Origin of the sequence: Acinetobacter ihumii (genome assembly GCF_900625095.1) — a bacterium.
GTDB classification, from domain to species: Bacteria; Pseudomonadota; Gammaproteobacteria; order Pseudomonadales; family Moraxellaceae; genus Acinetobacter; species Acinetobacter ihumii.
This window is the reverse complement of record NZ_LR130760.1, coordinates 491,611-515,534: the sequence shown is the minus strand read 5'-3', so window position 1 is coordinate 515,534 and position 23,924 is coordinate 491,611. Positions and strand designations below refer to the sequence as shown.

The 23,924-nt window shown below is 39.4% G+C and carries 23 protein-coding genes and 1 pseudogene; 13 read left to right on the top strand and 11 right to left on the bottom strand.

The window, feature by feature from the left end:
• The first annotated feature begins 7 nt into the window (after positions 1-7).
• From typA to E0D95_RS02380, 3 genes are all read left to right on the top strand, one after another.
• Complete coding sequence (typA, locus tag E0D95_RS02390) at positions 8-1,843, top strand: translational GTPase TypA (RefSeq protein ID WP_130802370.1); 1,836 nt, start codon at positions 8-10, stop codon at positions 1,841-1,843.
• Positions 1,844-2,098: 255 nt separating this feature from the next.
• Positions 2,099-2,530 carry a large conductance mechanosensitive channel protein MscL gene (gene mscL, locus E0D95_RS02385; RefSeq protein ID WP_130802369.1) on the top strand — a complete coding sequence of 144 codons (432 nt, stop codon included), beginning with the start codon at positions 2,099-2,101 and terminating at the stop codon, positions 2,528-2,530.
• A 138-nt stretch (positions 2,531-2,668) separates the two neighbouring features.
• Positions 2,669-3,016 (top strand): gamma-glutamylcyclotransferase family protein, encoded by a 348-nt coding sequence (locus tag E0D95_RS02380; protein WP_130802368.1) that lies wholly within the window; start codon positions 2,669-2,671, stop codon positions 3,014-3,016.
• A 123-nt stretch (positions 3,017-3,139) separates the two neighbouring features.
• On the opposite strand, the gene E0D95_RS02375 is transcribed toward E0D95_RS02380, so the two are convergent.
• Both E0D95_RS02375 and mutM read right to left on the bottom strand, forming a co-directional pair.
• Positions 3,140-3,427 (bottom strand): peptidylprolyl isomerase, encoded by a 288-nt coding sequence (locus E0D95_RS02375; RefSeq protein WP_130802367.1) that lies wholly within the window; start codon positions 3,425-3,427, stop codon positions 3,140-3,142.
• A 33-nt stretch (positions 3,428-3,460) separates the two neighbouring features.
• Positions 3,461-4,285 carry a bifunctional DNA-formamidopyrimidine glycosylase/DNA-(apurinic or apyrimidinic site) lyase gene (mutM, locus tag E0D95_RS02370; protein WP_130802366.1) on the bottom strand — a complete coding sequence of 275 codons (825 nt, stop codon included), beginning with the start codon at positions 4,283-4,285 and terminating at the stop codon, positions 3,461-3,463.
• Between the two features lie 368 nt (positions 4,286-4,653).
• Between mutM and E0D95_RS02365 the strand changes: the two genes are divergently transcribed.
• From E0D95_RS02365 to E0D95_RS02355, 3 genes are all read left to right on the top strand, one after another.
• A complete protein-coding gene (locus E0D95_RS02365; protein ID WP_130802365.1) occupies positions 4,654-6,780 on the top strand; it encodes a TonB-dependent receptor family protein in 2,127 nt (708 codons plus the stop codon).
• A 28-nt stretch (positions 6,781-6,808) separates the two neighbouring features.
• Entirely contained in the window at positions 6,809-7,924 is a 1,116-nt protein-coding gene (locus E0D95_RS02360; RefSeq protein ID WP_130802364.1) for an NADH:flavin oxidoreductase/NADH oxidase, read from the top strand.
• A gap of 61 nt (positions 7,925-7,985) precedes the next feature.
• Entirely contained in the window at positions 7,986-8,909 is a 924-nt protein-coding gene (locus tag E0D95_RS02355; RefSeq protein ID WP_130802363.1) for an AEC family transporter, read from the top strand.
• A gap of 45 nt (positions 8,910-8,954) precedes the next feature.
• On the opposite strand, the gene E0D95_RS02350 is transcribed toward E0D95_RS02355, so the two are convergent.
• From E0D95_RS02350 to E0D95_RS02335, 4 genes and pseudogenes are all read right to left on the bottom strand, one after another.
• Complete coding sequence (locus E0D95_RS02350; RefSeq protein ID WP_130802362.1) at positions 8,955-9,764, bottom strand: tetratricopeptide repeat protein; 810 nt, start codon at positions 9,762-9,764, stop codon at positions 8,955-8,957.
• Between the two features lie 195 nt (positions 9,765-9,959).
• Entirely contained in the window at positions 9,960-10,667 is a 708-nt protein-coding gene (locus E0D95_RS02345; RefSeq protein WP_130802361.1) for a DsbC family protein, read from the bottom strand.
• Positions 10,668-10,768: 101 nt separating this feature from the next.
• Positions 10,769-10,858 (bottom strand): annotated as a pseudogene (locus E0D95_RS15795) (protein tyrosine phosphatase); the annotation flags it as partial.
• A 6-nt stretch (positions 10,859-10,864) separates the two neighbouring features.
• Complete coding sequence (locus E0D95_RS02335) at positions 10,865-11,587, bottom strand: CAF17-like 4Fe-4S cluster assembly/insertion protein YgfZ (protein ID WP_130802360.1); 723 nt, start codon at positions 11,585-11,587, stop codon at positions 10,865-10,867.
• 444 nt (positions 11,588-12,031) lie between these two features.
• Between E0D95_RS02335 and E0D95_RS02330 the strand changes: the two genes are divergently transcribed.
• Positions 12,032-12,175, top strand: a complete 144-nt coding sequence (locus E0D95_RS02330; protein WP_130802359.1) for a zinc ribbon-containing protein — start codon at positions 12,032-12,034, stop codon at positions 12,173-12,175.
• A gap of 146 nt (positions 12,176-12,321) precedes the next feature.
• Entirely contained in the window at positions 12,322-13,209 is an 888-nt protein-coding gene (locus E0D95_RS02325) for a DMT family transporter (RefSeq protein WP_130802358.1), read from the top strand.
• Positions 13,210-13,663: 454 nt separating this feature from the next.
• Here E0D95_RS02325 and E0D95_RS02320 read toward each other — a convergent pair whose 3' ends face one another.
• Positions 13,664-13,858, bottom strand: coding sequence for a hypothetical protein (locus tag E0D95_RS02320; protein ID WP_130802357.1), 195 nt, complete (start codon positions 13,856-13,858; stop codon positions 13,664-13,666).
• Positions 13,859-14,388: 530 nt separating this feature from the next.
• On the opposite strand from E0D95_RS02320, the gene sbmA reads away from it, so the two are divergent.
• From sbmA to E0D95_RS02300, 4 genes are all read left to right on the top strand, one after another.
• Positions 14,389-15,582 (top strand): peptide antibiotic transporter SbmA, encoded by a 1,194-nt coding sequence (gene sbmA / locus E0D95_RS02315; protein ID WP_130802356.1) that lies wholly within the window; start codon positions 14,389-14,391, stop codon positions 15,580-15,582.
• 208 nt (positions 15,583-15,790) lie between these two features.
• On the top strand, positions 15,791-16,795 hold the full coding sequence (locus tag E0D95_RS02310) for a hypothetical protein (RefSeq protein ID WP_228258822.1): 1,005 nt from the start codon (positions 15,791-15,793) through the stop codon (positions 16,793-16,795).
• A 97-nt stretch (positions 16,796-16,892) separates the two neighbouring features.
• Positions 16,893-17,663, top strand: coding sequence for a hypothetical protein (locus E0D95_RS02305; protein ID WP_130802355.1), 771 nt, complete (start codon positions 16,893-16,895; stop codon positions 17,661-17,663).
• 81 nt (positions 17,664-17,744) lie between these two features.
• Positions 17,745-18,251: a hypothetical protein gene (locus E0D95_RS02300; RefSeq protein ID WP_130802354.1), complete on the top strand. Its 507-nt coding sequence runs from the start codon at positions 17,745-17,747 to the stop codon at positions 18,249-18,251.
• A gap of 293 nt (positions 18,252-18,544) precedes the next feature.
• Here the strand turns inward: E0D95_RS02300 and E0D95_RS02295 are convergent, their stop codons facing one another.
• From E0D95_RS02295 to gatC, 4 genes are all read right to left on the bottom strand, one after another.
• Complete coding sequence (locus E0D95_RS02295; protein ID WP_130802353.1) at positions 18,545-19,312, bottom strand: hypothetical protein; 768 nt, start codon at positions 19,310-19,312, stop codon at positions 18,545-18,547.
• Positions 19,313-19,396: 84 nt separating this feature from the next.
• Positions 19,397-20,887: an Asp-tRNA(Asn)/Glu-tRNA(Gln) amidotransferase subunit GatB gene (gene gatB, locus E0D95_RS02290; RefSeq protein WP_130802352.1), complete on the bottom strand. Its 1,491-nt coding sequence runs from the start codon at positions 20,885-20,887 to the stop codon at positions 19,397-19,399.
• The gene (gatA, locus tag E0D95_RS02285) at positions 20,887-22,365 is read right to left on the bottom strand and encodes an Asp-tRNA(Asn)/Glu-tRNA(Gln) amidotransferase subunit GatA (RefSeq protein ID WP_130802351.1); all 1,479 of its coding nucleotides are present in this window, start codon (positions 22,363-22,365) and stop codon (positions 20,887-20,889) included. The genes gatB and gatA overlap by 1 nt, the downstream gene beginning before the upstream one ends.
• A 71-nt stretch (positions 22,366-22,436) precedes the next feature.
• Positions 22,437-22,748, bottom strand: coding sequence for an Asp-tRNA(Asn)/Glu-tRNA(Gln) amidotransferase subunit GatC (gatC, locus tag E0D95_RS02280; RefSeq protein WP_130802350.1), 312 nt, complete (start codon positions 22,746-22,748; stop codon positions 22,437-22,439).
• A gap of 131 nt (positions 22,749-22,879) precedes the next feature.
• Here gatC and E0D95_RS02275 point away from each other — a divergent pair, with 131 nt between their 5' ends.
• On the top strand, positions 22,880-23,920 hold the full coding sequence (locus E0D95_RS02275; RefSeq protein ID WP_130802349.1) for a rod shape-determining protein: 1,041 nt from the start codon (positions 22,880-22,882) through the stop codon (positions 23,918-23,920).
• The last annotated feature ends 4 nt before the right edge of the window (positions 23,921-23,924 follow it).

Genomic DNA, 23,924 nt, shown 5'->3' with positions numbered 1-23,924 from the left:
AATTTTCATGTCAGATATCAAAAATCTCCGCAATATTGCAATTATTGCACACGTCGACCATGGTAAAACCACGCTTGTCGATAAACTTCTTCAACAATCAGGTGCTTTGGGTGATCGTGCAGGCGAGATTGAGCGTGTCATGGACTCGAATGCGCTTGAAAGCGAACGTGGTATTACCATTCTTGCAAAGAATACCTCGATCACGTGGTTAGATAAACGTACTGATATTACGTATCGTATCAACATCGTAGACACCCCGGGACACGCCGACTTCGGTGGTGAAGTAGAACGTGTATTGTCTATGGTTGACTGCGTATTACTTCTGGTCGATGCTCAAGAAGGTCCAATGCCGCAAACTCGCTTCGTAACGCAAAAAGCGTTTGCGCGTGGTTTGAAGCCAATCGTGATCATTAACAAAGTGGACAAGCCAAGTGCGCGTCCAGACTGGGTAATTGATCAAGTATTTGATTTGTTTGATAACTTGGGTGCAACTGACGAACAGTTAGACTTCCCAATTGTGTATGCTTCAGGTTTACGTGGTGTTGCAGGTCCAGCACCAGAAGAATTAGCTGAAGACATGACACCGTTGTTTGAAACGATCGTAGATATCGTTGAGCCACCAGCAGTTGATGCAGATGGCCCATTCCAAATGCAAATTTCTTCGCTTGACTATAACAGCTTCGTGGGTGTAATCGGTGTAGGCCGTATCCAGCGTGGTTCAGTGAAGACCAATACGCCTGTGACTGTGATTGATAAAGAAGGTAAGACCCGTAATGGTCGTATCTTAAAAATTATGGGTTATCACGGTTTAGAGCGTATTGATGTTGACGAAGCATCTGCGGGCGACATCGTATGTATTACAGGTATCGATGCACTGAACATTTCTGACACGATTTGTGATCCGAAAAATGTAGAAGCATTACCGCCATTGTCTGTCGATGAACCAACTGTATCGATGACTTTCCAAGTGAACAACTCACCGTTTGCGGGTAAAGAAGGTAAGTTCGTGACTTCACGTAATATTCGTGAACGTCTTGATCGTGAATTGATCCATAACGTGGCACTTCGTGTCGAAGATACAGACAGTCCAGACCGTTTTAAAGTATCGGGTCGTGGTGAACTTCACCTTTCTGTTTTGATCGAAAACATGCGTCGTGAAGGTTTTGAGATGGGCGTTTCACGTCCGCAAGTGATCATCAAAGAAGTCGATGGTGAAAAACAAGAGCCTTACGAAAACGTGACTTTTGATGTTGAAGAACAACATCAAGGCGCGGTGATGGAACAAATGGGTCACCGTAAAGGCGAAATGACCAATATGGAAGTGGACGGTAAAGGCCGTATCCGTATTGAAGCGACTGTTCCTTCACGTGGTTTGATTGGTTTCCGTTCAGAATTCTTAACCATGACTTCTGGTACAGGCATCATGACCTCAAGTTTCTCGCATTATGGTCCTGTGAAACAAGGGACTGTTGCGAAACGTCAAAATGGTGTATTGATCTCAATGGTTCAAGGCACTTGCTTGGGCTATGCATTGTTCAGCTTACAAGACCGTGGTCGTTTGTTTGCTAAGCCACAGCTTGAAGTGTACGAAGGCATGATTGTGGGGATTAACTCGCGTTCAGACGATATGGTCGTGAACCCAACCAAAGCGAAACAGCTGACTAACGTTCGTGCGTCTGGTACAGATGATGCGTTGACTTTAACTCCTGCAATTGAATATACGCTTGAACAAGCGCTTGAATTCATTGAAGATGATGAGTTAGTTGAAGTAACACCAAAATCGATCCGTATTCGTAAGCGTTATTTGACTGAGAATGAACGTAAACGTAATCGTGATAAATAATTTTTCTTCACCGAAAAATGCAAAAACCGCTAAATTCATTTAGCGGTTTTTTATTTACAATAAAATTCTTTATTGTCTATGCTTAAGTTCATATTTTTATTCATATAAAATGTTGTTAAAGTGTGAAATAGCTTTCTTTTTTATGAAAAAATATTAAATTAACAGACATTAGTACAGCATCCATTCACAGCATTAATTCGCCGTAATGAGAACAAAAATCAAGGGAATAGCGGTTCCCGACTGGAGAAAATTGATATGAGTATTATTCAAGAATTCAAAGAATTCGCTGTCAAAGGCAACATGATTGATCTGGCTGTCGGTGTCATCATCGGTGGTGCATTTGGTAAAATTGTCGATTCATTAGTCAAAGACATCATTATGCCGTTAATCAGCGTGATTACAGGCGGTGGTGTTGATTTTACCCAAAAATATATTGTGTTAGGTGCCAACCCTAACAATTTACAGTCTCTGGATGCTTTGCAAAAAGCAGGTGTCAATGTACTGACCTATGGTAACTTCCTCACTATTTTAATTAACTTCCTGATTTTGGCATGGGTGGTATTTTTGATGGTGAAATTAATCAACCGTATGCGTCGTAAAGAAGAGGAAGCACCAGCAGCAACCCCAGAAGATATTCAATTGCTTCGTGAAATTCGTGATGAACTTAAACAGCGTCCACAAGCCTAAGTAAAATAAAGTGAAACTAAAAACGGTACTAAGTTACCGTTTTTTTTATGATGAAACCATAAAATCGACTTTAATATTTTTGAGATTTTCAGTTCAGCGTTTAAAATATTTCAAAGTTTGTTGAGGGGAAAATGGGGAATGAATCGACTTTTTGCTTATGGCACACTTTGTCCTGGTCGTGAAAATGCGCATATTTTGGGAAATATTGGTGGAACGTGGCAAAAAGGCTTTGTTCATGGCGTGGTACATATATTGGACTGGGGACCAGATCAGGGTTTACCGGCACTGGTTTTGGATGAAAATGCCCCAAAAGTAGCAGGGTTGGTGTTTAGTACCGACAAGCTCGCAGAACATTGGTCAATGCTGGATGAATTTGAGGGTTTTCAATATCAACGCGTGAAAGTGATGGTGGAATTGGAAACAGGTGAGAAGATTGAAAGCTGGACATACCAGATGAATCCAGCGGCAAAAAACAAAGAATTTTAAAAGGATGAGACTTAATAAACTCATTAGATTTCTTTCATAAGCCCTTTTTATTTTCTCTCTATGAGAGAAAAATAAAAAATCTAATGTTTGAGCCCTAAATCTTATCGTTTTGAATAAAGATGATCAGACAAATTCAGTTCTAAATTTAACTTCGATTAAATGAAAACCGAATTGGCTTTTGATTGGACCATGTAAAATTCGTTCTGCTGCGCTAAACACCAGTTTATCAATGACAGGAACCAATTGACCTTTTTTGACCTCCCCCAGTTCGCCACCACGTTTGGCAGAATTACAGGTTGAATATTGTTTGGCGATTTTGGAAAAATCAGCACCTGATAAGATTTTCTTTTTAAGTTGCTCAGCAAGATCTTTATCTTTCACTAAAATATGCCGAACAATTGCAGTCTGCATGGACAAAACTCCCGAACCTGTTGAGAACAAATTTTAAACTTTAACACGTTGTAACGGTTGGCATTGTGGGCAAAATACACTGGCACGTTGCCCAAGTTTGAGATTTTCAAGCGGTGTTTCACAGTTTACGCACATTTCACCAGCACGACCATAAGCCAATAAGGTTTGTTGAAAATAGCCGTTTTCACCGACCGCGTTGGTAAAGTCACGCAAAGTTGAACCACCCAGCTCAATCGCAAACTTTAAAATACGTTTGATTTCGATGACCAATTGCTCAATCTGTTGCTTACTCAAACTGTGCGCAGGTTGTGCGGGATGAATGCCTAAATTAAACAGGCTTTCAGTTGCATAAATATTCCCAACACCCACCACCACATGATTATCCATCATTGCAATTTTTATGCCGACGTGTTTATTTTTAAGTTTTTGACCAAGATAATCGGCATTAAATTCGTCACTAAGCGGTTCTGGCCCCAGTGGATTGAGCAATTTTGTTTGTGATTCATTATTGAGCCATAAAATACATCCAAAACGACGTGGATCGTGATAGCGTAATTGCGTACCGTCTTCAAAACCAATAATCAAATGGTCATGCTTACGTAATTCATCCTGAGCTGTAGCTAGTCGAAAGCTCCCCGACATGCCTAAATGCCAGAGCATATGATCTTGTTCAAACTCAGCCAGAATATATTTAGAGCGTCTTTTTAAGCCCAATAAATATTGTCCTTTTAGACGATCAATATCCTCTGGAATGGGCCATCGCAAACGAGATTCACGCACTTCAACGCTTTGAACGCGTTGTTCCAATAACGGCAATAAACTGGTTCTGGTGGTTTCAACTTCGGGTAATTCTGGCATTTATAGCTCAATAAAATGATTCTAGGGTGATATGGGGGTGATCGCATGAAACAAAATTTAAGCAGTGATATGATTGGTCACAACTGCGTCATTTCCCATCCTTCACTCATACTAACGGGATATGAAAAATTTTACTATTCACATAGTTTTAGAGTGATATATCATTCTAAAATGACACTATAAATTACGGAAAAGATCATCTAAATTTAAAATATTTATAGCGTGATTAATGCCTAGAAATAACCAAACTCCTATATTGAAAATTGGCATGTTTCGGTAAAATCGCTTTTTGTCGATATGATAAACTTTACATACTAAATTATATAACAATTTTTTTGGGCTAATGACTGATATAAAAGGATAAATGAATGCGCTTGATGCAATTCAATACATTGTACTCTTCCATGTTTTTACTTTCTGGGCTTAGTAGTAGTGGTGCAGTATGGGCTGAAACGCAAGATACAGTTGCATTACCGACGATTAAAGTAGAAGCAACACGTACCGATACCACTTATTTGCAGACACCTGCATCCGTTTTTCGCATTGATGTGCCTAAGCAGGATGAAAGCTCACAGGTCAATTTGACAGAAGTCGTCAAAGGTATTCCGAGTCTGCAACTGCATAACCGTGAAAATTATGCACAGGATTTACAGCTTTCCATGCGTGGTTTTGGTGCACGTTCTACCTTTGGAGTGCGAGGTATCCGTTTATATGTAGATGGTATTCCTGCCACCATGCCAGATGGTCAGGGGCAAACCTCGAATATTGATTTGAGTAGTCTGGATCATATTGAAGTTTTAACAGGGCCTTTTTCATCACTGTATGGTAATTCATCGGGCGGTACTTTGCTGACCACCACAAAAGAAGGTCAGGGGAAAGACTCCGTTGAGCTGAGTTATTCAGGCGGTAGTCACGATAAAAATCGCGCGGGAATAGTATTGCAAGGTGGTGCACAACAAACCAATCAACCGAGCTATGTGATTAGTTCATCTTATTTTGATACCGATGGTTATCGTGATCATAGTGCTGCCAATAAAGTGTCGAATAATGCCAAACTCACATGGAATCTGGATGATGGCTCTAAGATTAACTGGATTACCAACTACTTAAAAATTAATGCCGATGATCCGCAGGGATTGACACGTGATCAATGGAAAGCCAATCCGAAACAGGTCAATGATGCCAATAATACCTATGATGTGCGTAAAGACATCGAACAGACCCAAACTGGATTAACATGGTTAAAACCACTGAATGATAAAAATGAATTGTATGCGATGACATACTTTGGCCATCGTGAGGTGACGCAGTATCAATCTATTCCTGAGTCAGCTCAAAAAAATCCTCGTCATGCAGGTGGTGTGATTGATTTTGAGCGGAATTATTATGGTGCTGATCTGCGCTGGACGGGTAAGGAATTATTACCCAACACCACTTTGAGTGTGGGGGTCGCCTTGGATGCGATGGATGAAGACCGTCAGGGCTATGAAAATTTCACTCTAGTCAATAATCAACCGAGTTACGGGGTAAAAGGCAAATTACGTCGTGATGAGGACAATACCTTGTGGAATATTGATCCTTATGTGCAGGCTTCATGGCAATTTTTACCGACATGGCGACTAGATACTGGCGTACGTTATAGTAATGTTCATTATAAATCAGAGGATAATTACATTACCGCTAGCAATCCAGATGATAGTGGTAAGACCGATTATTCTAAAGTTTTACCGTCAGCCGCATTAAGCTGGCAAATTATTCCTGAGCTTTTGGCTTATGTCAGTTATGCCAAAGGGTTCGAAACGCCGACATTTACCGAAATGGCTTACCGTCCAGATGGACAAGGCGGCTTCAATTTTGCTTTGGATGCTTCTAGTAGTGATACGTATGAAGCGGGTTTAAAGTCACAAAATCCATTGGGTGATTTTACTGTTGCTGTTTTTCAGACCAAAACCAAAGATGATATTGTTTCAGCGGGAAGTCAGTATGGACGTTCAACATTCCGTAATGCAGATAAAACTCTACGCGAGGGCATTGAGTTATCTTGGAACAAACAGCTTTGGCGTGATTTGATAGCCAATGCCAGTTACAGTTATTTGGATGCAACTTTTGATGCAGATATCCCTGCAACGGGTTCTTTAGCGATGATTCCATCTGGCAATAAAATTCCTGGTATTGCCCAGAATCAAGCCTACCTTGCATTGTCATGGAAACCGCAAACCGGTTTTTATGGCGGTGTTGATGCGCAGTATAACGATAAAATCTACGTTGATGATCAAAACTCTGATGCCGCACCCAGCTATACGGTTGTCGCAGCCTATGCAGGCTATGCATGGCACTTACAGGACTGGAAAGTCAATATTTTCAGTCGAGTAGATAACCTGTTGGATAAAGACTATGTCGGTTCTGTCATTGTCAATGATGGTAATTCACGTTTCTTTGAACCTGCGGATGGGCGTAACTGGAGCGCAGGATTACGTGTCAGTAAACAATTTTAATAAACATCAAGATACATTGAGGTGATAAGTGGCAAAACTATTTGAAAATATACAATTCGGTTCATTAAATTTGAGCAATAAAATTGTGATTGCACCGATGTGCCAATATTCAGCGACAGATGACGGTGAAATTACCTATTGGCATGAACAACAATGGGCGAATTATGCGCTGTCAGGTGCTGGCATGTGTATTATTGAAGCCTCTGCGGTACAAGCACAAGGGCGTATCAGTTATGCCGATGTTGGACTCTGGAATGATAGTCAAAGAGACAAAATTAAGGCAGTACTGGAAAAAATCCAGCAACTGTCTCCTGTTCCATTTGCTATACAATTGGCGCATGCAGGTCGTAAAGCATCCACCGATAAACCATGGCTAGGCAAAGGTCAAATTGCACCAGATCATGCCCATGGCTGGCAAACAGTTGCACCCAGCGAAATTGCTTTTGCTACGCATGATTTACCACCGCATGCGCTCAGTATTGAAGAAATTAAACAGATTCAGGCAGATTTTGCAGCAGCGGCAGTTCGTGCGGTTGATGCTGGTTTTCAACTGATTGAGATACATGCGGCACATGGTTATTTGTTGCATCAATTCTTGTCGCCATTGTCGAATCAGCGTACAGATGAATATGGCGGTTCATTTGAAAATCGTATTCGGATGACTTTGGAAGTGGTTCAAGCCATTAAATCGGCGATACCGAAAGATTTTCCAGTAGGAGTACGACTGTCTGCGACAGACTGGATGCAACCTGCACATGGCTGGGATGTGGAATCCAGTATCGGTTTATCTTTGGCTTTGCAGCAATTAGGCGCGGTTTATATTCATGTGTCTAGTGGCGGCTTGCATGAACTTCAGGACATTAAAATTGGTGCCAATTATCAAGTGCCTTTTGCTGAACAAATTAAAGCCAAAGTTTCAATTCCTGTGATTGCAGTCGGTTTGATTACTGAGCCTGAACAAGCCGAAGCAATTTTGCAACATGATCAGGCCGATGCGATTGCACTGGCCAGAGCGATTCAATACGATCCACGCTGGCCGTGGCATGCTGCCGCGGCTTTGGGTGCAGAAATTGAAATTTCACCACAATATTTGCGTTGTCAGCCGCATGGTTTAAAACAACTGTTTAAACCGTTTAGCGAGTAATGAAGTACCAGAAAGGCGCAATCTGAGATGTGCCTTTCTAATTTTTAAAAAGGATGTTGAAGTGGTTGTACAGGTGATTGTTCCGATTTTTCTGCTTTTGTTAGCAGGTTATCTGAGCGTTTCTATCCGACTGATCACATCCGATCAAATTAAGGCACTCAGTGCTTTTATCATTAAAATTGCCTTACCCGCGTTTTTACTTTATGCCCTGTCTAACAAAAGCCTGAATGATATTTGGCATCCGTCTTATTTTATTGCTTATGGCGGCGGCTCACTGATTATTTTTGCACTGGCATTTTATTGTTATCGTTATTGTTTTAATCATGCACTGACCCCGACTGCGGTATTTGCAATGGGTGCATCCATGTCTAATACAGGCTTTATAGGGACAGCCGTTCTAAGTTTGCTGATGGGATCACACGCAGCCATTTATATTTCACTGACACTCATTTTAGAAAATTTATTGATTTTGGCTTTGGTGCTTGCATTGGCAGAAGCGGGGCAACAAGAGCAGCAATATATTGGTTCACTTATCAAAAAAACAGTGAAAAATTTACTTAAAAATCCAGTAATTATTGCGATTATTTTAGGCATGAGTTGCATCTTATTCGACATTCGACTGCCTGTACTGGTCGATCAATCTTTGGCTTTATTGGGTAAAACTGCCTCACCATTGGCTTTGTTCGTGATTGGGGGGAGCTTGGTGGGCATGGGTATAACTGCTTTAAATCTACAATCGGGTTTATTGGTCGCTTTTAAAGTGCTAATGATGCCTTTGGTCATTTATGGTTTACTTCGGGTTTTACCTAATGTGAGCCAAGAAATGCTGTATGCAGGAACCATTTTGGCGGCATTACCGATGCCGATTGCGTTTGGTATATTTGGTCAAGCTTATGGTCTGAACGAACGCGCTTTAACCCCGTTAATGTTAAGCACGATTTTGGGGTTTGTCGGAATAAGTGCTTTGATCATGTTGTGGTGGTAAATGACTTTGCCTCAACATCTGAGACAAAGTCATCATGGAACTGACTTAACTTTTGGCTTTTGCTGCTGGTGCTTTGGCTTTTTCAGCAATTAGTTTATCTACTACCGCCAGTGATTCTTTGGCTTGAGGCACATTGTCCTGAGCCAATGCCGAAAATATTTTTCGCGCTTCAGGTAAGTTTTGCGGCACGATATTGCCGTTGGTCATCATATTTCCTACCGCCATCAATGCAGGAATATAACCTTTCTTGGCCAAACTTTCGATGCTGGCTAAGCCGACTTTAATGGCTGCTTCATTCTTGGTTTTAAAACCATTACTAATGTCATAAATGGCTTTTAAATGAATGGCACGATAATTATTTTTATTAATTAAAGGTTGAATTTTTTGTAGAGCCAGCTTGTTTGATGCATCTGTGTTTTGAGCAAATAATAGCACTGAAAGCTCAATAGTTGCTTCATCAAGTCCAGCATTCGAGGCTTTTTCCAAATATTCACGCCCTTTTGTCTCATCCTTAGTGACACCCAAATCACCCGCCATATAAATTTGAGCAAGACGATAAGTGGCAACCGAGTAGCCTTTATTTGAAGCCTCTTGATAAGCCGCTAAGGCTTTTTTTGGATCTTTGGCTGTGCCTTGACCTAATTCACTCATGAAGCCCTGATTGTAAATGGCTTGAGAATTGCCTGTTTTGGCTAAACGATCCATTTCCTGATAAGCCGCATTATAATTTTTGTCTTTATACAATTGCTCTGCTTTTGCAAAAGGATTATTAGTTGCACTTGTAGGAGTTGCTGTTTCCGCAGCGAAAGTGGTTGAAGATAAAGCAATAAGACCAGCGAGAAGAAGTTTTTTCATTTTAAAAATCCTGTTGTCATACTGACATCATTCCATTGATGCACAATATCGGTGTTACATGGTGAACCATCATCATAAAAGCTTTGTCTGGAATGTAAATACAAAAATTGCGATGGAATGTGTCATTTTTTACAGGGGATTGCTTAATCATAGATTAAATCTGGGAAGTTCAAGCATTTAAAACTTCCCTCACATTTACTTGTTTTCGTCCAAGAGCTGATTTAAATCATCTGCCTGTACAGCACCGGTAATACGGTTACCATTTTTGAGGAACATGGTCGGTGTTCCATTGATTTTTAAGCGTTTACCTAATTCCAGATTTTTTTGAATTGGTGTTTGGCAACTGGCAGACTTGGCAGGTTGCTTTTTATTTAACAGATAATTTTCCCATGCTGCATAAGGATCTTTGTCACACCAGATTTGGCTGGCGATATGTTCAGCATTCGGATGTAAGCCTTTGAGCGGATATAAAAACAGATAAACTGTCACGTTGTCGATCGAGGTCATTTGCTGTTCTAAGCGTTGGCAATAAGGACAATCAGGGTCACTAAACAGATAAATGACACGTTGCCCATTGCCTTTGACATGTTTAATGGCTTGATTCAGTGGCAGAGCAGATACATCAATTTTCTCAAGCTTTTGTAAGCTGTCTTCAGTTAAGTTTTTCTGGTTTTTATTGTCAATTAAATTGCCAATAAAAAAATAATTGGCATCATCATTGGTATAGACAATTTGCCCGCCCATATAGACTTCATAAATATCTTTTAACGGTGTGCTTTGAACTGACTGAACTGGAATATCTGGAAAATTCTTTTTTAAATTTTCTTGAACAGTGGCGATATTGGCATGTGCCAAGCTCATACCGAATAAGCTTAAAGTCAATGCGCTGAATAAAAATTTCATTGTATATTCCATAAGAATAAGCAGCTTGATCATGCCAAAAAATCATGAAAAACAATAGTAAAGAAATGTTTAATGACAGCTTTGGCTTAGCTATGGATTCGAGCAGAGCGCGTATTCATGTGTTTTGAAAATACACGTTCTGCTGTTGGGCTACGCCATTGATTTCTACTACAAATCAATAGGGCATTCATAACAAGTTATTGCGGTCTTGCGACATCGCCACTTAAATATTCTGGTAAATCCAGCATAGTTAAGTTTAATTCTTGGATCGCAACAGGTTTAGCGACGACCAAAGCTTTATAGCCACCTTCAACCGCAATGCTATTCACGACTTCAACATCAGGACTTAATTTTGTTGCAGGAGCAGGAGCGTCCCCTTGGCCAGATACTAAATGTAGCCAATGCTTTGGTTTGGCTTTAAACCATAACCGCGCAATAATTTCCTGACCTAAATAACAACCTTTGTCATAGTGCACACTTTCACGTTGATGCAAACGTAACTCTTGTGGTTGAAACTCATGCTCGGTATTTTGAGCAATCCATGCCTGACCTGCTTCAATGGCTTGTAACTGCCAAGCGGTCACATCGGTCTCAATACTTGAAAATTCGCTACTTGTTTCAATCAGGGTTGGAAATACCATGCCTGTGTCTTCAAGTTTCATTTTAGAAAACGCACCGTACTTACGAATATGTTTGGCAAATTCTTCGCTTTGATCTTGCGTTGTGACGATTTGAAAGCTTTCAGCAGATTGTTTTTTTAACCATAAACCAAAATGGATACGGCCTTTTAAATCACAGATTGCGGTATAGCGGGTGGTGTTTTCTACTAAAGCCTCTACATTAATGGTCACTTGACCCTGTAAAAATTTTTGTGCATCCACACCCTGAAGTGAAAATGATACGAAAGCTAAATTACTCATAAGATAATTTTGAACTCATCATTGAATCCCAAGAAATGAGTTCTATTCTGCGCCATTTCTTAAAAAAAATCAGCTTTAATCTCAAGTCCTAACCTGTAGAATTTAACATGGATGATAGTTTTATTTTAACTTAATATTTTGAAATATAATGATTTATTTGATTTTTGTTTTTTAGATACTCAAAGACTCGGATGAATATGGAGATATAAACCATCATTTTAAAATAAAAGTGTCATAACATGCTGAAAACATTGATATCGCTTAAGCGCTGGGCTCACTTTGAATTTAAGAAGAGGGAAGATTGAACATTTGTTTCATTCAATATTTTTAATTTTGATTTTTAATTGCTCACTTGCCGTCACCATTTGTCAGAAAAGACAATAGATCGGCAGCACTATCAAGTTATAATATGAATACCATTTCTAAAAAATATGGAGAGCGAAAATGGTTACTGCTGGCGATAAACCGGGAACAGGCTTCTATTTTTGTGTCCAATGTGGACATCGCACTTACTTAGAAATTGGTACAGATCGTTTACCCCCGTGTACCAAATGCCTTGGCAATCAATTTAACAGCAAAATTGCCTAAGCCGCACACCTCAAACAGTTATCCTCTGTCTTGAAGAAAAGTCCTATCTTTTTAGATAGGGTTTTTTCATTTTGATCAATTAAATCTCGAAAAATTTGTGTGAAACGCGTAAATTAGCTCAGTTTTTTCTATCTCAGCTGAATCCGATGGCAATGACATGGATTTTATTTACCATCATGGCTGCATTTATGCAGGCTTGGCGTAACGCATTTCAAAAACAGTTAAGCACGACTGTAGATGTCTATGGCACGACACTTGCCCGATTCATCTTTTCACCTATTTTTGCATTTAGCTATCTCGGACTGCTCTATCTACACCAGCCTGTCAAGGTGCAGGTATATTTTTCAGCTCAATTTTGGCTCTACATCATCATTGCAGGCGTGAGTCAGATTTATGCCACTGCTTTGATGGTTAAACTCTTTCAACAAAGGAACTATGCAATCGGGGTTGGACTGGCGAAAAGCGAAGCCATCTTGGCTGCAATAGTGGGCGTTATATTTTTACAGGCACATCTAAGTATGTGGGGCTGGCTGGGGGTATTGATCGGTGCGGTTGCGGTATTTTTACTCAGTAAAGGTCGCGCGCATACACAACTTTCAATGGCAACTTTGTTTATGGGATTAGGAAGTGGATTGTGTTTTGCAATCACTTCGCTGTTGGTACGGGAAGCCAGTTTAGAACTCAGCATGTTGCCTTTTTTACATCGGGCTGCATGGGTACTATGTAGCTTGATTAGCTTTCAATGTTTGATCATGTTGTTATATTTGGGGTTATTTAGTCGACATACTTTGTATGCCATGTGGCAACGGATTGGTACTACATTTAAAGTTAGCGTTTGTAGCTTTTTAGCTTCACTCGGCTGGTTTAGTGCCATGAGTATGCAAACGGTTGCAATTGTGAAAACTCTTGGTCAGATTGAAATCTTATTTAGCCTACTCATTTCAGCATTCTTCTTTAAAGAAAAACTTGCAGCAACAGATCATTTGGGACTGGGATTAGTCATTATTGCTGCCATCATGGTGATTTGGGCCTAAATAAAGTTCCCATGCGAAAAATAAGCGTTAAATGAATATTAATTGAAAATATAAGTCGATCATTTGAATTAGTTTGATAGATTTTATGATAAATCTCTGTATCTATGAAAAAATATTTTATTAATGGTGAAAAATAACCCATTTAAGGAAAACAATCCCACTCTAACTGACCTAAACTATATTTCAAGGATATGGAGCACAAGCTCTACAAGGGAATCGAAAAGAGTGGCATGCATCGATGCTTATAAAGCAAGTATGTACTTACCCAAAAGGTCTCGATTCGGCTTAGGACGCTATAGATCAAAAGTTTATAGGCAAAGTTGATGGCTTACAAAGTCATGAATGTTGAAGTAACAATTCAAGTTTTCCCTTGATCCTGAAAAATTTTAAAAAATATAAAAAGATAAATTGCAATCACAACGATAAAGCTTAAATTTATGATCAAGCCAATTATTTAAAATTTACGCCAGACTTTATTTTCCTGATCGAAAGCAACCGTAAAAGAAAAGCCATCATCATCCGAAACCAATAAAGAAGTAGGAGTGGGCATAATGACTTTAAGTATGGTGCCTTTATCAAAAACTTTAGGTGCAAAATTGTCTTTGGTTAAAGTCACTGGTTCAATCAGTTCAATTGCTTTTAAATCCATCAGATCATCTTCTAAACGCTAAGCTATTCAATCTTTATTTTATCCGAATTTGTTAAAAATGCTGAGACATATTCGACCATAATGTTGTTTTTTTGTGTCAATATTGGCTTTTTAAGATATTGTTTATAAATAAAAAAACCTTTTATGTTTGCGTAAAATAATCACTCAACTGCTATTTTTTACCAAAATATTGGTGAGTTCATTACATGCTAGATGTTCGGGATTTTTTTGAACGCATCAGGTCTTTGAACATTGAAAATTGATTCAGGCTCTAAACTTAAAATGGATTTGATTGCGATCAAGTCCATCTATTATTAATTGAGTCATAACGAATTTTTTAATTGTGAGTGTTGGATTATTAAAACAGTTCTATTTGCAGAACATCGCGATGTACTTGTATCACTTGACCTAAAAGAGCTATATAGAAATTTGTTAAATAACAGAAAATAGACGGTTATTTAGGCGGAATTTAAGATTCGTGACTTAAGTTCTATCCCAACGATAGTGTATACAAGGAACATCGCAGCTTTATGTTCAAGTCATTTTTTCCAAAACCAAAGTGGTTTTTTTTGTCACTGATGCTCTGGTTGATCATCAATTTGGTCTTATGGTATTCAGGGGGCAAAGGATGGGGAGTGTTTTTCGGATTTGCTCAAGGTTATGCTGATGCAGAACTTCCAGTGGGAGTGAGTCGCTTTTGGTCGCCTGCGTTTTTATGGTTTTATCTATGGTTTTTTGTTGCCACTGCTTTATTTGCAATGTTCTGGAAAATACTTTCCGATCACCCATGGCAAAAATGGTCGGTTTGGGGCTCTGCTTTTATTTTATTTAATATCTGGTTCGGGGTGCAAGCAGGTGTACTGGTCAATGCATGGTATAACCCGTTTTATGATTTGATACAAAAGATGTTTAATGGTGGAGGAGATATCAATTTACTCTATACAGGCACATTGACCTTTTTTTATATTGCAGCTGTTGCAGTATGTTTATCTGTGTTTAATACATTTTTCGTAAGTCACTATGTGTTTCGTTGGCGTACTGCGATGAGCGATTATTACACTGCAAATTGGGACAAATTAAGGCATGTAGAAGGAGCATCGCAGCGTGTACAGGAAGATACCATGCGGTTTGCGACAACAATGGAAAGCCTTGGTGTAAATTTTATTAAAGCAATTATGACCTTGATTGCATTTCTGCCTATTTTATTTAAACTTTCTCAATATGTACCTAGTTTGCCTTTTATTGGAGAGGTCAATCATTCACTGGTTTGGGCTGCTATAGTTTGGGCAATTTTAGGAACACTATTATTAGCAATCATTGGTATTAAACTTCCCGGTTTGGAGTTTAATAATCAAAAGGTGGAAGCCGCATATCGTAAAGAGTTGGTCTATGGAGAAGATCATGTTGATCGAGCCCAGCCTCAAACCCTAAAGGAACTCTTTTCTAAAGTCAGATTTAATTATTTCCGTTTATATTTTCATTATGTGTATTTCAATTTTGCACGGGTCTGGTATTTACAACTGGATAATATATATAGCTTATTTGTGCTGTTTCCAAGTATTGCAGCAGGAAAAATGACTCTGGGGCTAATGACACAAATCAATAATGTTTTTGATCAAGTTAGAAGTTCATTTCAGTATTTAATCAGTTCGTGGCCGACGATTATTGAGCTTCTTTCTATTTACAAGCGTCTCAAGGCCTTTGAGTCTATTTTGGATAAATAAAATGAGCCTGCGAAAGCAGGTTTTTTTAACAATGCTGTATTTGTTTATTCATTTAAAAATATCTATAAAGTTGGCAATTTATTAATTAATTTGAAAACAAGATCAAATTTCTTTAAAATTTATTTCATGTAAAATCATGATCTTATGTTTATTTTTAGAAATGTTTTAAGCTATATTAACCCATAAAAAAAGAATTGAGACATTGGACGTGAATATTCAAAAAATTATTGGGTGGGGAATAATTACATTAGCTTTGCATGGCTGCGCATCGGTACAAAAAAATCAGCCAGAACCATTGCAAAGCTTTGCTTCAGCACAGGCATTGATTACCCAAAAACAATTAAATAATCGCGATGGGTCGGCTAAAGACTATATTTATGATGGGGGACAACAGCAGGGAGAGCTTGAACCTGAATCACTGTATCCCCGAAAATATCTCAGTCAATATTGCCATGCCACTGGCGGTAAATTTTCGTTATTGTATAAAAGTAATCTGAGTCTCGTGAAAGATCCTGCGGCTAAGAGAGCTTTGGCAGCGCATCGTCATGTCAAACAAGGCATTGGTGCATATCAATGTCAGACCAATCAAGCTCAAAACTGGATTGTTTCGATTGAACCTGTTGCAGAACATCAGTTAATGCAAGGTCATGATGGTAGTCGAGTTGTGAGTTTGCAAACACGTTTAATGTCATTGGAAGAAAGCAAAAACTTTTATGGCAAGATCACAAATTCAACCGTTACGTCTAAGAAAATAGTCACGCAAAGCATTGCAGTTAAAAATAATAAACATGGGTCTGAAAAAGAGACTGAATCTAAAAAGGAGTCTGATCTTAAAAAAGAATTAGACATCAAGAAAGAGCATAAATTAAATACAGAAATAGCTACAAAATTGACAGAGAAACGAGCTGAAACGCCTCAATCACAGCAATTAAGATATTATGTCGATGCACGTAAAGATTTGAGTAAAAATCAAAATCAGATTGCGGCTTGTAATAATGCTGAAAAAGCATATAGCTTCGGAAAGCTTTATAATACCAACGGCAGTAATGTATATGCGGAATCGGGCGTATTAGTCGCTAAATGTTTAACCCATGTCTCGGCGTATAAAAATCGTTTTGCCAATCCGAAAGCACGTGCGGTGGGCATCTTACAAAATTTGGCGACTAATCAGAATCATGCAGGTGCGAAATACATGCTTAAACAGATTCAATAATTTTTATCAAATCTGTTTTCGCAGCAAGAGCATTATCAAGTCTTAATGGTATAAAACAAGCTCATGTATCGTGTTCATTAATCCAGAGATCGCTAAAATGAAATTTAGTCGGCAATTTTATAATCCATTATTTATGATCACCTTAGGTAGTGCGATTAGCCTGAGGATTTTTGCTGCACCCTTTAGCATTCTGGATTTTAAAAAAGATCAGTTAAGTAAAACTGAGCAAACGCAAATTTGCAAACAGTTCAAACCACTTTGTGAGCAGCCAGCTCAATGGCAAAGTACAAAAACACCTGATCAAAAATTATGGATATTTAATAAAAATCATATCGCTGCTTTTAGACCGTCTCAGACAGGATTAAAACTGGATGATCAATGGCAATTTTCGCTCAGCGATGAAAATACAAATGTTGAAAATCAATCCTTCATTTTCCCCAAACTTTTTCCAATGACATCCACCCGTTATGCGGTTGCTGTGATTGCACCTTTTTCAGAAATGTATTCAGGTGGTGGGGCGAGTATCGAACGCGCCAGTTTTTTTGAGTTACTTGAGCATGGAAAAACACATCGCTTTATACAAGATTATCCATTTAGTTTTAGTCGTATGGTTCGAGCCTGTTTTTCTGAGCAGGACTATGAACAGGCTAAAGATCGATGTCATGATGAAGATGGTTTAAGTCTGGATATTCGTCCGCTTAAACCGATGCTGTGGCAATTCCGCTATCACTATCATTTAGAGGTATCTCCTGTCTCTGACTTGGGTGAGAAATCTTATAAGGGCAGTCGCAACCTAAAGATTGATTTAAATCACGTTCCCAAACAGCCTAATATCCCCGATAATTGGAATTATGCAGGACAGGGCTAAGCTTTTTATTTACAGCCTAGTAACAGATACAACGATTAAAATTGTGATAGAAATAGAGCATTGCTGACTGGAGTTAGAACAATGTCTCGTTTGTATGCTGTGATTCGCCGTAAATATTCAATTGCTGGAACTTCACTTGTTTTGTTAAGTAGCTTGGGTGGAACTCAAATCGCGAGTGCTGGCCCCACTGTCGATCAACTCAGTGATTGTCTGGTGAAATCGACCACCGCAGCAGATAAAACAACTGTCTTACAGTGGACGTATGCAGCGTTATCGGTACATCCAGATTTAAAAGCGTTTAGTAATATTACGCCTACACAAAAAGATCAGTTGGATCAAAAACTGGCGCAAGTATTACAAAGGATTATTGTTGAGCAATGTTCGGCACAGACCAAAGCGGTGATTCAGACTGAAGGTTTACAAGCGGTTGGGCAGAGTTTTCAGCAGTTAGGGCGTGATGCAGGGGAAAGTATTATTAAAGACCCTGCGGTGAGTCAGCAGTTGCAAGGGACGCTTCGTTATATTGATTTAAATAAAATTGCAATGACCTTTTTGACGCCAGGATTGTTAAATAAGATTGGATTGTAATTTTAAACTTAAATATTAAATTGATATCGTTATATGATTTGTAGTGGAAATTCCTTCTTCCGTTGGGAAAGGGTGGAGGATGAGGGTTTCTAAAAAATTCTTTTACGCGTTATAACGCTCATTCTTTCAAAAGGAGAAAGAATACCACGAAACAAATTGCTCAGATCACAAAGTCTTCCTTTATTAAAGAGAAACTTAGAGAGATTTAGTTAAATCGAATATTAAAAAAAATGAATGCATTCTAAAAAATTAAAAAGAGTAATTTTTGTAAAAATTAGTTATTAAGTTGAAATTTATTTTTCCAATTTAATAACTAATTCATTTCCATCTATTACAATGAATTTTTCTTGCCCATTTTCTTTATATTGGAAGAAAACATAATCTTTATTAAAATACACAAAATTAGGTTTTTCTTTAAGTTTTAGAGAGGACTGTAATTTATTAGTCAAAATTACAGTATTTTCTAAGTTTGTAAAATTAGAGTATATATAGCTAATGGATCCAATAAATTTTATACAGAAATAAAATATGCCTAGTATCAGAATTACTTTTATAGAGTCTAGAATATTTGTCAAAAAAGTAAAATGTCTCTTTATGGTAAAGGCAATAATATAGTAGCCTAATAATGATAATCCAATTTTTGTACTTGTGGCCAGAATTATAGACGAAAATTTTAAAGGATTTTCATTGATAATAAACTCATACCCTAGATATATACAAATCGATATTACAATAAATTGAATGAATGTTCGGTAACTATATTTTTGAGTATGTAAGGGCAGATAATCATTAATACCAAATTTGAAAATAGTAATAATTAAGCCAACTAAGATAATACAGAAAAGCACAGTTAGACCATCAGGTACAACTTGAGAAACTGAAAAAAATCTTATGTATGATGTGTCAAGTGAGGCTAATTTTACTAGTTGAAATAAACCACCTATTAAAGCAGGAATAATGACTAAAATACTCAAGTTTTCTTTAAGTAAATTAGTAGAGTTTATAGGAGTTAGTTCTTTTTTTATTGTTATATCTGAGTTGACTTCGCTTTCTTTGTCCATCTTTTTTTACTTATATTGAAAAAATGTATTTTATAAAAAAAGCCCCGATAAATCGAGGCTTTTAAATCAAATTAATGGTTCAAATCAACCAATCAATTTCTTCATTAATTCATTCACTTGCGCAGGGTTGGCTTTACCTTTTGCAGCTTTCATGACTTGACCAACCAAACCATTGAAGGCTTTTTCTTTACCGGACTTGTACTCTTCAACCATTTTTTCATTGGCTGCCAGTACGTCTTTGATAATCGCTTCAATCGCACCTGTATCGGTTTCTTGTTTCAGACCTTTTTCGCTAATAATGTCATCGGCAGATTTTCCTTCTGCTTCCCACATAAAGCCAAACACTTGCTTGGCGATTTTGCCGTTGATGGTGTTGTCGACAATACGCGCAATCATGCCGCCTAATTGCTCAGCAGACACAGGCGAATCTGCAAGCTCTAAGCCTGCTTTGTTCAACGCACCTGAGAACTCACCCATCACCCAGTTTGCCGCAATCTTACCTTGCGCAGCACCACCAGATGCAGCTACAACTGCTTCATAGAAATCCGCCATTTCGCGTGAAAGGGTCAGGACGTGCGCATCGTACTCGGTCACAGCAAAATCCGCAATAAAACGCTCACGACGTGCAGCAGGCAATTCAGGCATAGTGGCTTTAATCGCTTCAATCTGTTCATCCGCAATGATCACAGGCAACAAATCTGGATCAGGGAAGTAGCGATAGTCGTTGGCTTCTTCTTTGGAACGCATTGAACGAGTTTCCATTTTGTTTGGATCAAACAAACGGGTTTCCTGATCAATCGTGCCGCCGTATTCCAAAATTTCCATTTGGCGTTCAATTTCAACATTGATTGCTTGCTCAATGAAACGGAAGGAATTGAGGTTTTTCAGCTCACAACGGGTTCCAAACGCTTCGCCCGGACGACGTAATGACACGTTACAGTCGGCACGGAATGAACCTTCCGCCATGTTGCCATCCGAAATACCGAGCCAACGCACAAGGGTATGAATCGATTTGATATAGGCAACCGCTTCTTCTACCGAACGCATATCGGGTTCAGATACGATTTCAAGCAGCGGTGTACCTGCACGGTTTAAGTCGATGCCTGACTGACCTTCAAATTGATCATGAATCGATTTACCTGCATCTTCTTCAAGATGGGCACGGGTCACGCCAATACGTTTGATTTCACCATCATCAAGCTGAATGTCGATATGACCTAAACCGACAATTGGATTGTCCATTTGGCTAATCTGATAGCCTTTTGGTGAGTCTGGGTAAAAGTAGTTCTTACGCGCAAAGACTGAAGCTTGATCAATATAAGCATCAATGCCCAAACCAAAGCGGATCGCAAGATTCACGACTTCGGCATTTAGCACTGGCAGCACGCCCGGCATGGCTAAATCAACTAGGCTCGCTTGCGTATTCGGGTCTTGACCAAATTCAGTCGATGAACCTGAGAAGATTTTAGACTTGGTGGCAAGTTGAGTGTGAATTTCAATCCCAATCACCACTTCCCAACCATCAATCAGTTTTGATTTAGGCTTTTTCTGAGCTACGTTTGCAGTATTGTTCATTATGCAGTCTCCTCAGCAATCGCCGCACGTTGAGTGTGGAATTGAGTGTCTTGTTGGTATTGATGCACGATTGAAAGCAATTGTGACTCTGACCAATAGTTCCCAATCAATTGTAAACCGACAGGCAGATTCTGGCTGTCTAAACCTACAGGTGCATTGATCGCAGGTAAACCCGCCAAGTTCACAGCAAGAGTGTAAATATCACCCAAGTACATTTCAACAGGGGTTAAATCTGCGCCGATCTTATACGCCGTAGTCGGTGCAGAAGGTGCGGCAATCACATCAACCTGTTCAAAAGCTTTTAGGAAGTCTTGTTGAATCAAACGGCGAACTTTTTGGGCTTTGACATAATACGCATCGTAATAGCCTGCGGAGAGCGCGTATGTACCGATCAAAATACGACGTTGTACTTCTGCGCCAAAACCTTCAGAGCGTGAACGCTTATATAAATCCATCAAATCGACAGGATTTTCACAACGATAACCGTAACGTACACCGTCATAACGTGACAAGTTTGATGATGCTTCCGCAGGTGCGATCAAGTAATAAGTTGGCACATAGCTTTCAGTCATGGTGAGATCAATTTCAACCAGAATCGCACCCATGTCTTCGAGTTTTTTGAGCGATTCTTCAACACGTGCTTTTACGTCAGCGTCTAAACCTGCCACATTAAAGTATTGCTTTGGAATACCAATGCGTAGACCTTTAACTGATGTGGCATTCAAGTTTACGACATAGTCATCAACATCTTTTTCAACCGAGGTTGAATCTTTGTCATCATGACCTGCCATGATATTCATCAAGTAAGCACAATCTTCAGCAGAACGTGCCATTGGACCACCTTGATCCAGTGAAGATGCATAGGCGATCATGCCATAACGCGAAACACGCCCATACGTCGGTTTTAAGCCTGTAAGACCACAGAATGATGCAGGTTGACGAATCGAACCGCCCGTATCTGTACCTGTGGCAAACGGTGCAAGATCGGCTGCAACCGCAGCAGCAGAACCACCTGATGAACCGCCGGGTACGCGATCAAGCGCCCATGGGTTTTTGGTCGCACCAAAATATGAACTTTCTGAGGTTGAGCCCATCGCGAACTCATCCATATTCACTTTACCTAAAGTGACTAAGCCTGCTGCTTTAGCTTTGGCGACCACCGTGGCATCGTATGGTGAAATAAAATTATCCAGCATTTTTGAACCCGCAGTGGTTTTAATGCCTTGGGTACAAAAAATATCTTTATGTGCTAAAGGAATACCAGTCAAAGCGGTCGCATGACCTGCTTTTAGGACTGCATCTGCTGCATCCGCTTGAGCCAATGCTTGCTCAGCAGTAACCGTCACATAACTTTGAATCTGTCCGTCAATCTTGGCAATACGATCCAGATAATGCTGGGTCAATTCGCGTGAAGAAAATTGAGTCTGGCTTAAGCCTTCGGAAAGTTCACGAATGGATAAGCGATGTAAATCTGTCATAAGTAAAAATTCTTTATCTTCAAATTCTAAAAATATGGGAGATGAATACAAAATAATTCATCTGTTTTTCACTATTCAATGACGCGTGGAACCAGATAAAGCCCATCCTGCGTTTCAGGTGCAATTGCCTGATATTCATCACGATGATTGCTTTCAGTCACCACATCCACACGTAAAGGTTGTGGATGGTCAAACGGACTTTTTAGCGGTTCAACACCATCAGTATTAATGCTTTTTAGACTTTCCATCATGTCTAAAATTTTATTTAGACTTTGAGCATAGTCGCTAGATTGCGTATCATTAAGTGACAATCGAGCAAGATTGGCAATTTGAGATACGGTTTGTGCATTTAAATCTGAATGCTGAGCATCCGATGTAGACATAACATCACCTAAGTCAGTATTAAAAATTTGCAAATAATGTGGCTTATAATAAGCGATTGACTTGTTCAAAGCATCACATTTAGTTAAAGTTGCCAACTTGCGTCCATATAAAGTTTAACTGAGAACGACCCGTGATTCTAAAACGACTAATTGGCTTGTTTTCGCCAGATCTAGCCATTGATTTAGGTACAGCAAATACACTTATTTATGCACCAGGCCGAGGCATTATATTAAATGAACCGACTGTTGTGGCCATTCGTCACAGTGGTTCGCAAAAAATTGTGGCTGCTGTAGGTCTCGATGCTAAACAAATGTTAGGTCGTACGCCAGCGAATATTTCTGCAATCCGTCCAATGAAAGATGGTGTGATTGCTGATTTTGAAGTCACTGAAACCATGCTGAACCAGTTTATTGGTAAAGTCCATGAAAAACGTCTATTCCCACCTGCACCACGTGTGGTGGTATGTGTGCCATGTAAATCAACATTAGTTGAACGCCGTGCGATTCGTGAAGCAGTATTTAATGCTGGCGCGCGTGATGTCCGTTTGATTGAAGAGCCAATGGCCGCTGCAATCGGTGCTGGTATGCCAGTTGAACAAGCCTGTGGTTCAATGGTGGTCGATGTGGGTGGCGGTACCACAGAAATTGCGATTATCTCGCTTCAAGGCTGTGTCTATGCCGACTCACTGCGTATCGGTGGTGATGTATTTGATGAACAGATCATTCATTATGTGCGTAAGGCGCATGGTTGCGTAATTGGTGAGACCACAGCAGAAATCATCAAGAAAGAAGTCGGTATGGCGGTTTCTGATGGTCAGACTTTAGAAATTGAAGTGCGTGGTCGTAATCTTGCCGAAGGTGTGCCTCGCTCAATTACTGTCACTTCTGATGAAGTCATGCAAGCGATTTCTGATCCACTGCAAAATATTGTAAGTGCAGTGAAATCTGCCCTTGAACAAACACCGCCAGAGCTTTCATCAGATATTGCTGAACGTGGTATTGTCCTGACAGGTGGTGGTGCATTGCTTCGCAATCTCGATAAACTTCTTGCCCAAGAAACAGGTCTGCCTGTTGTGGTGGCCGAAGATCCACTCACGTGTGTGACTCGTGGTGGTGGTAAAGTTCTGGAATTTTTTGATAATCCAAACCATGACATGTTGTTTGTTGGTTAATACT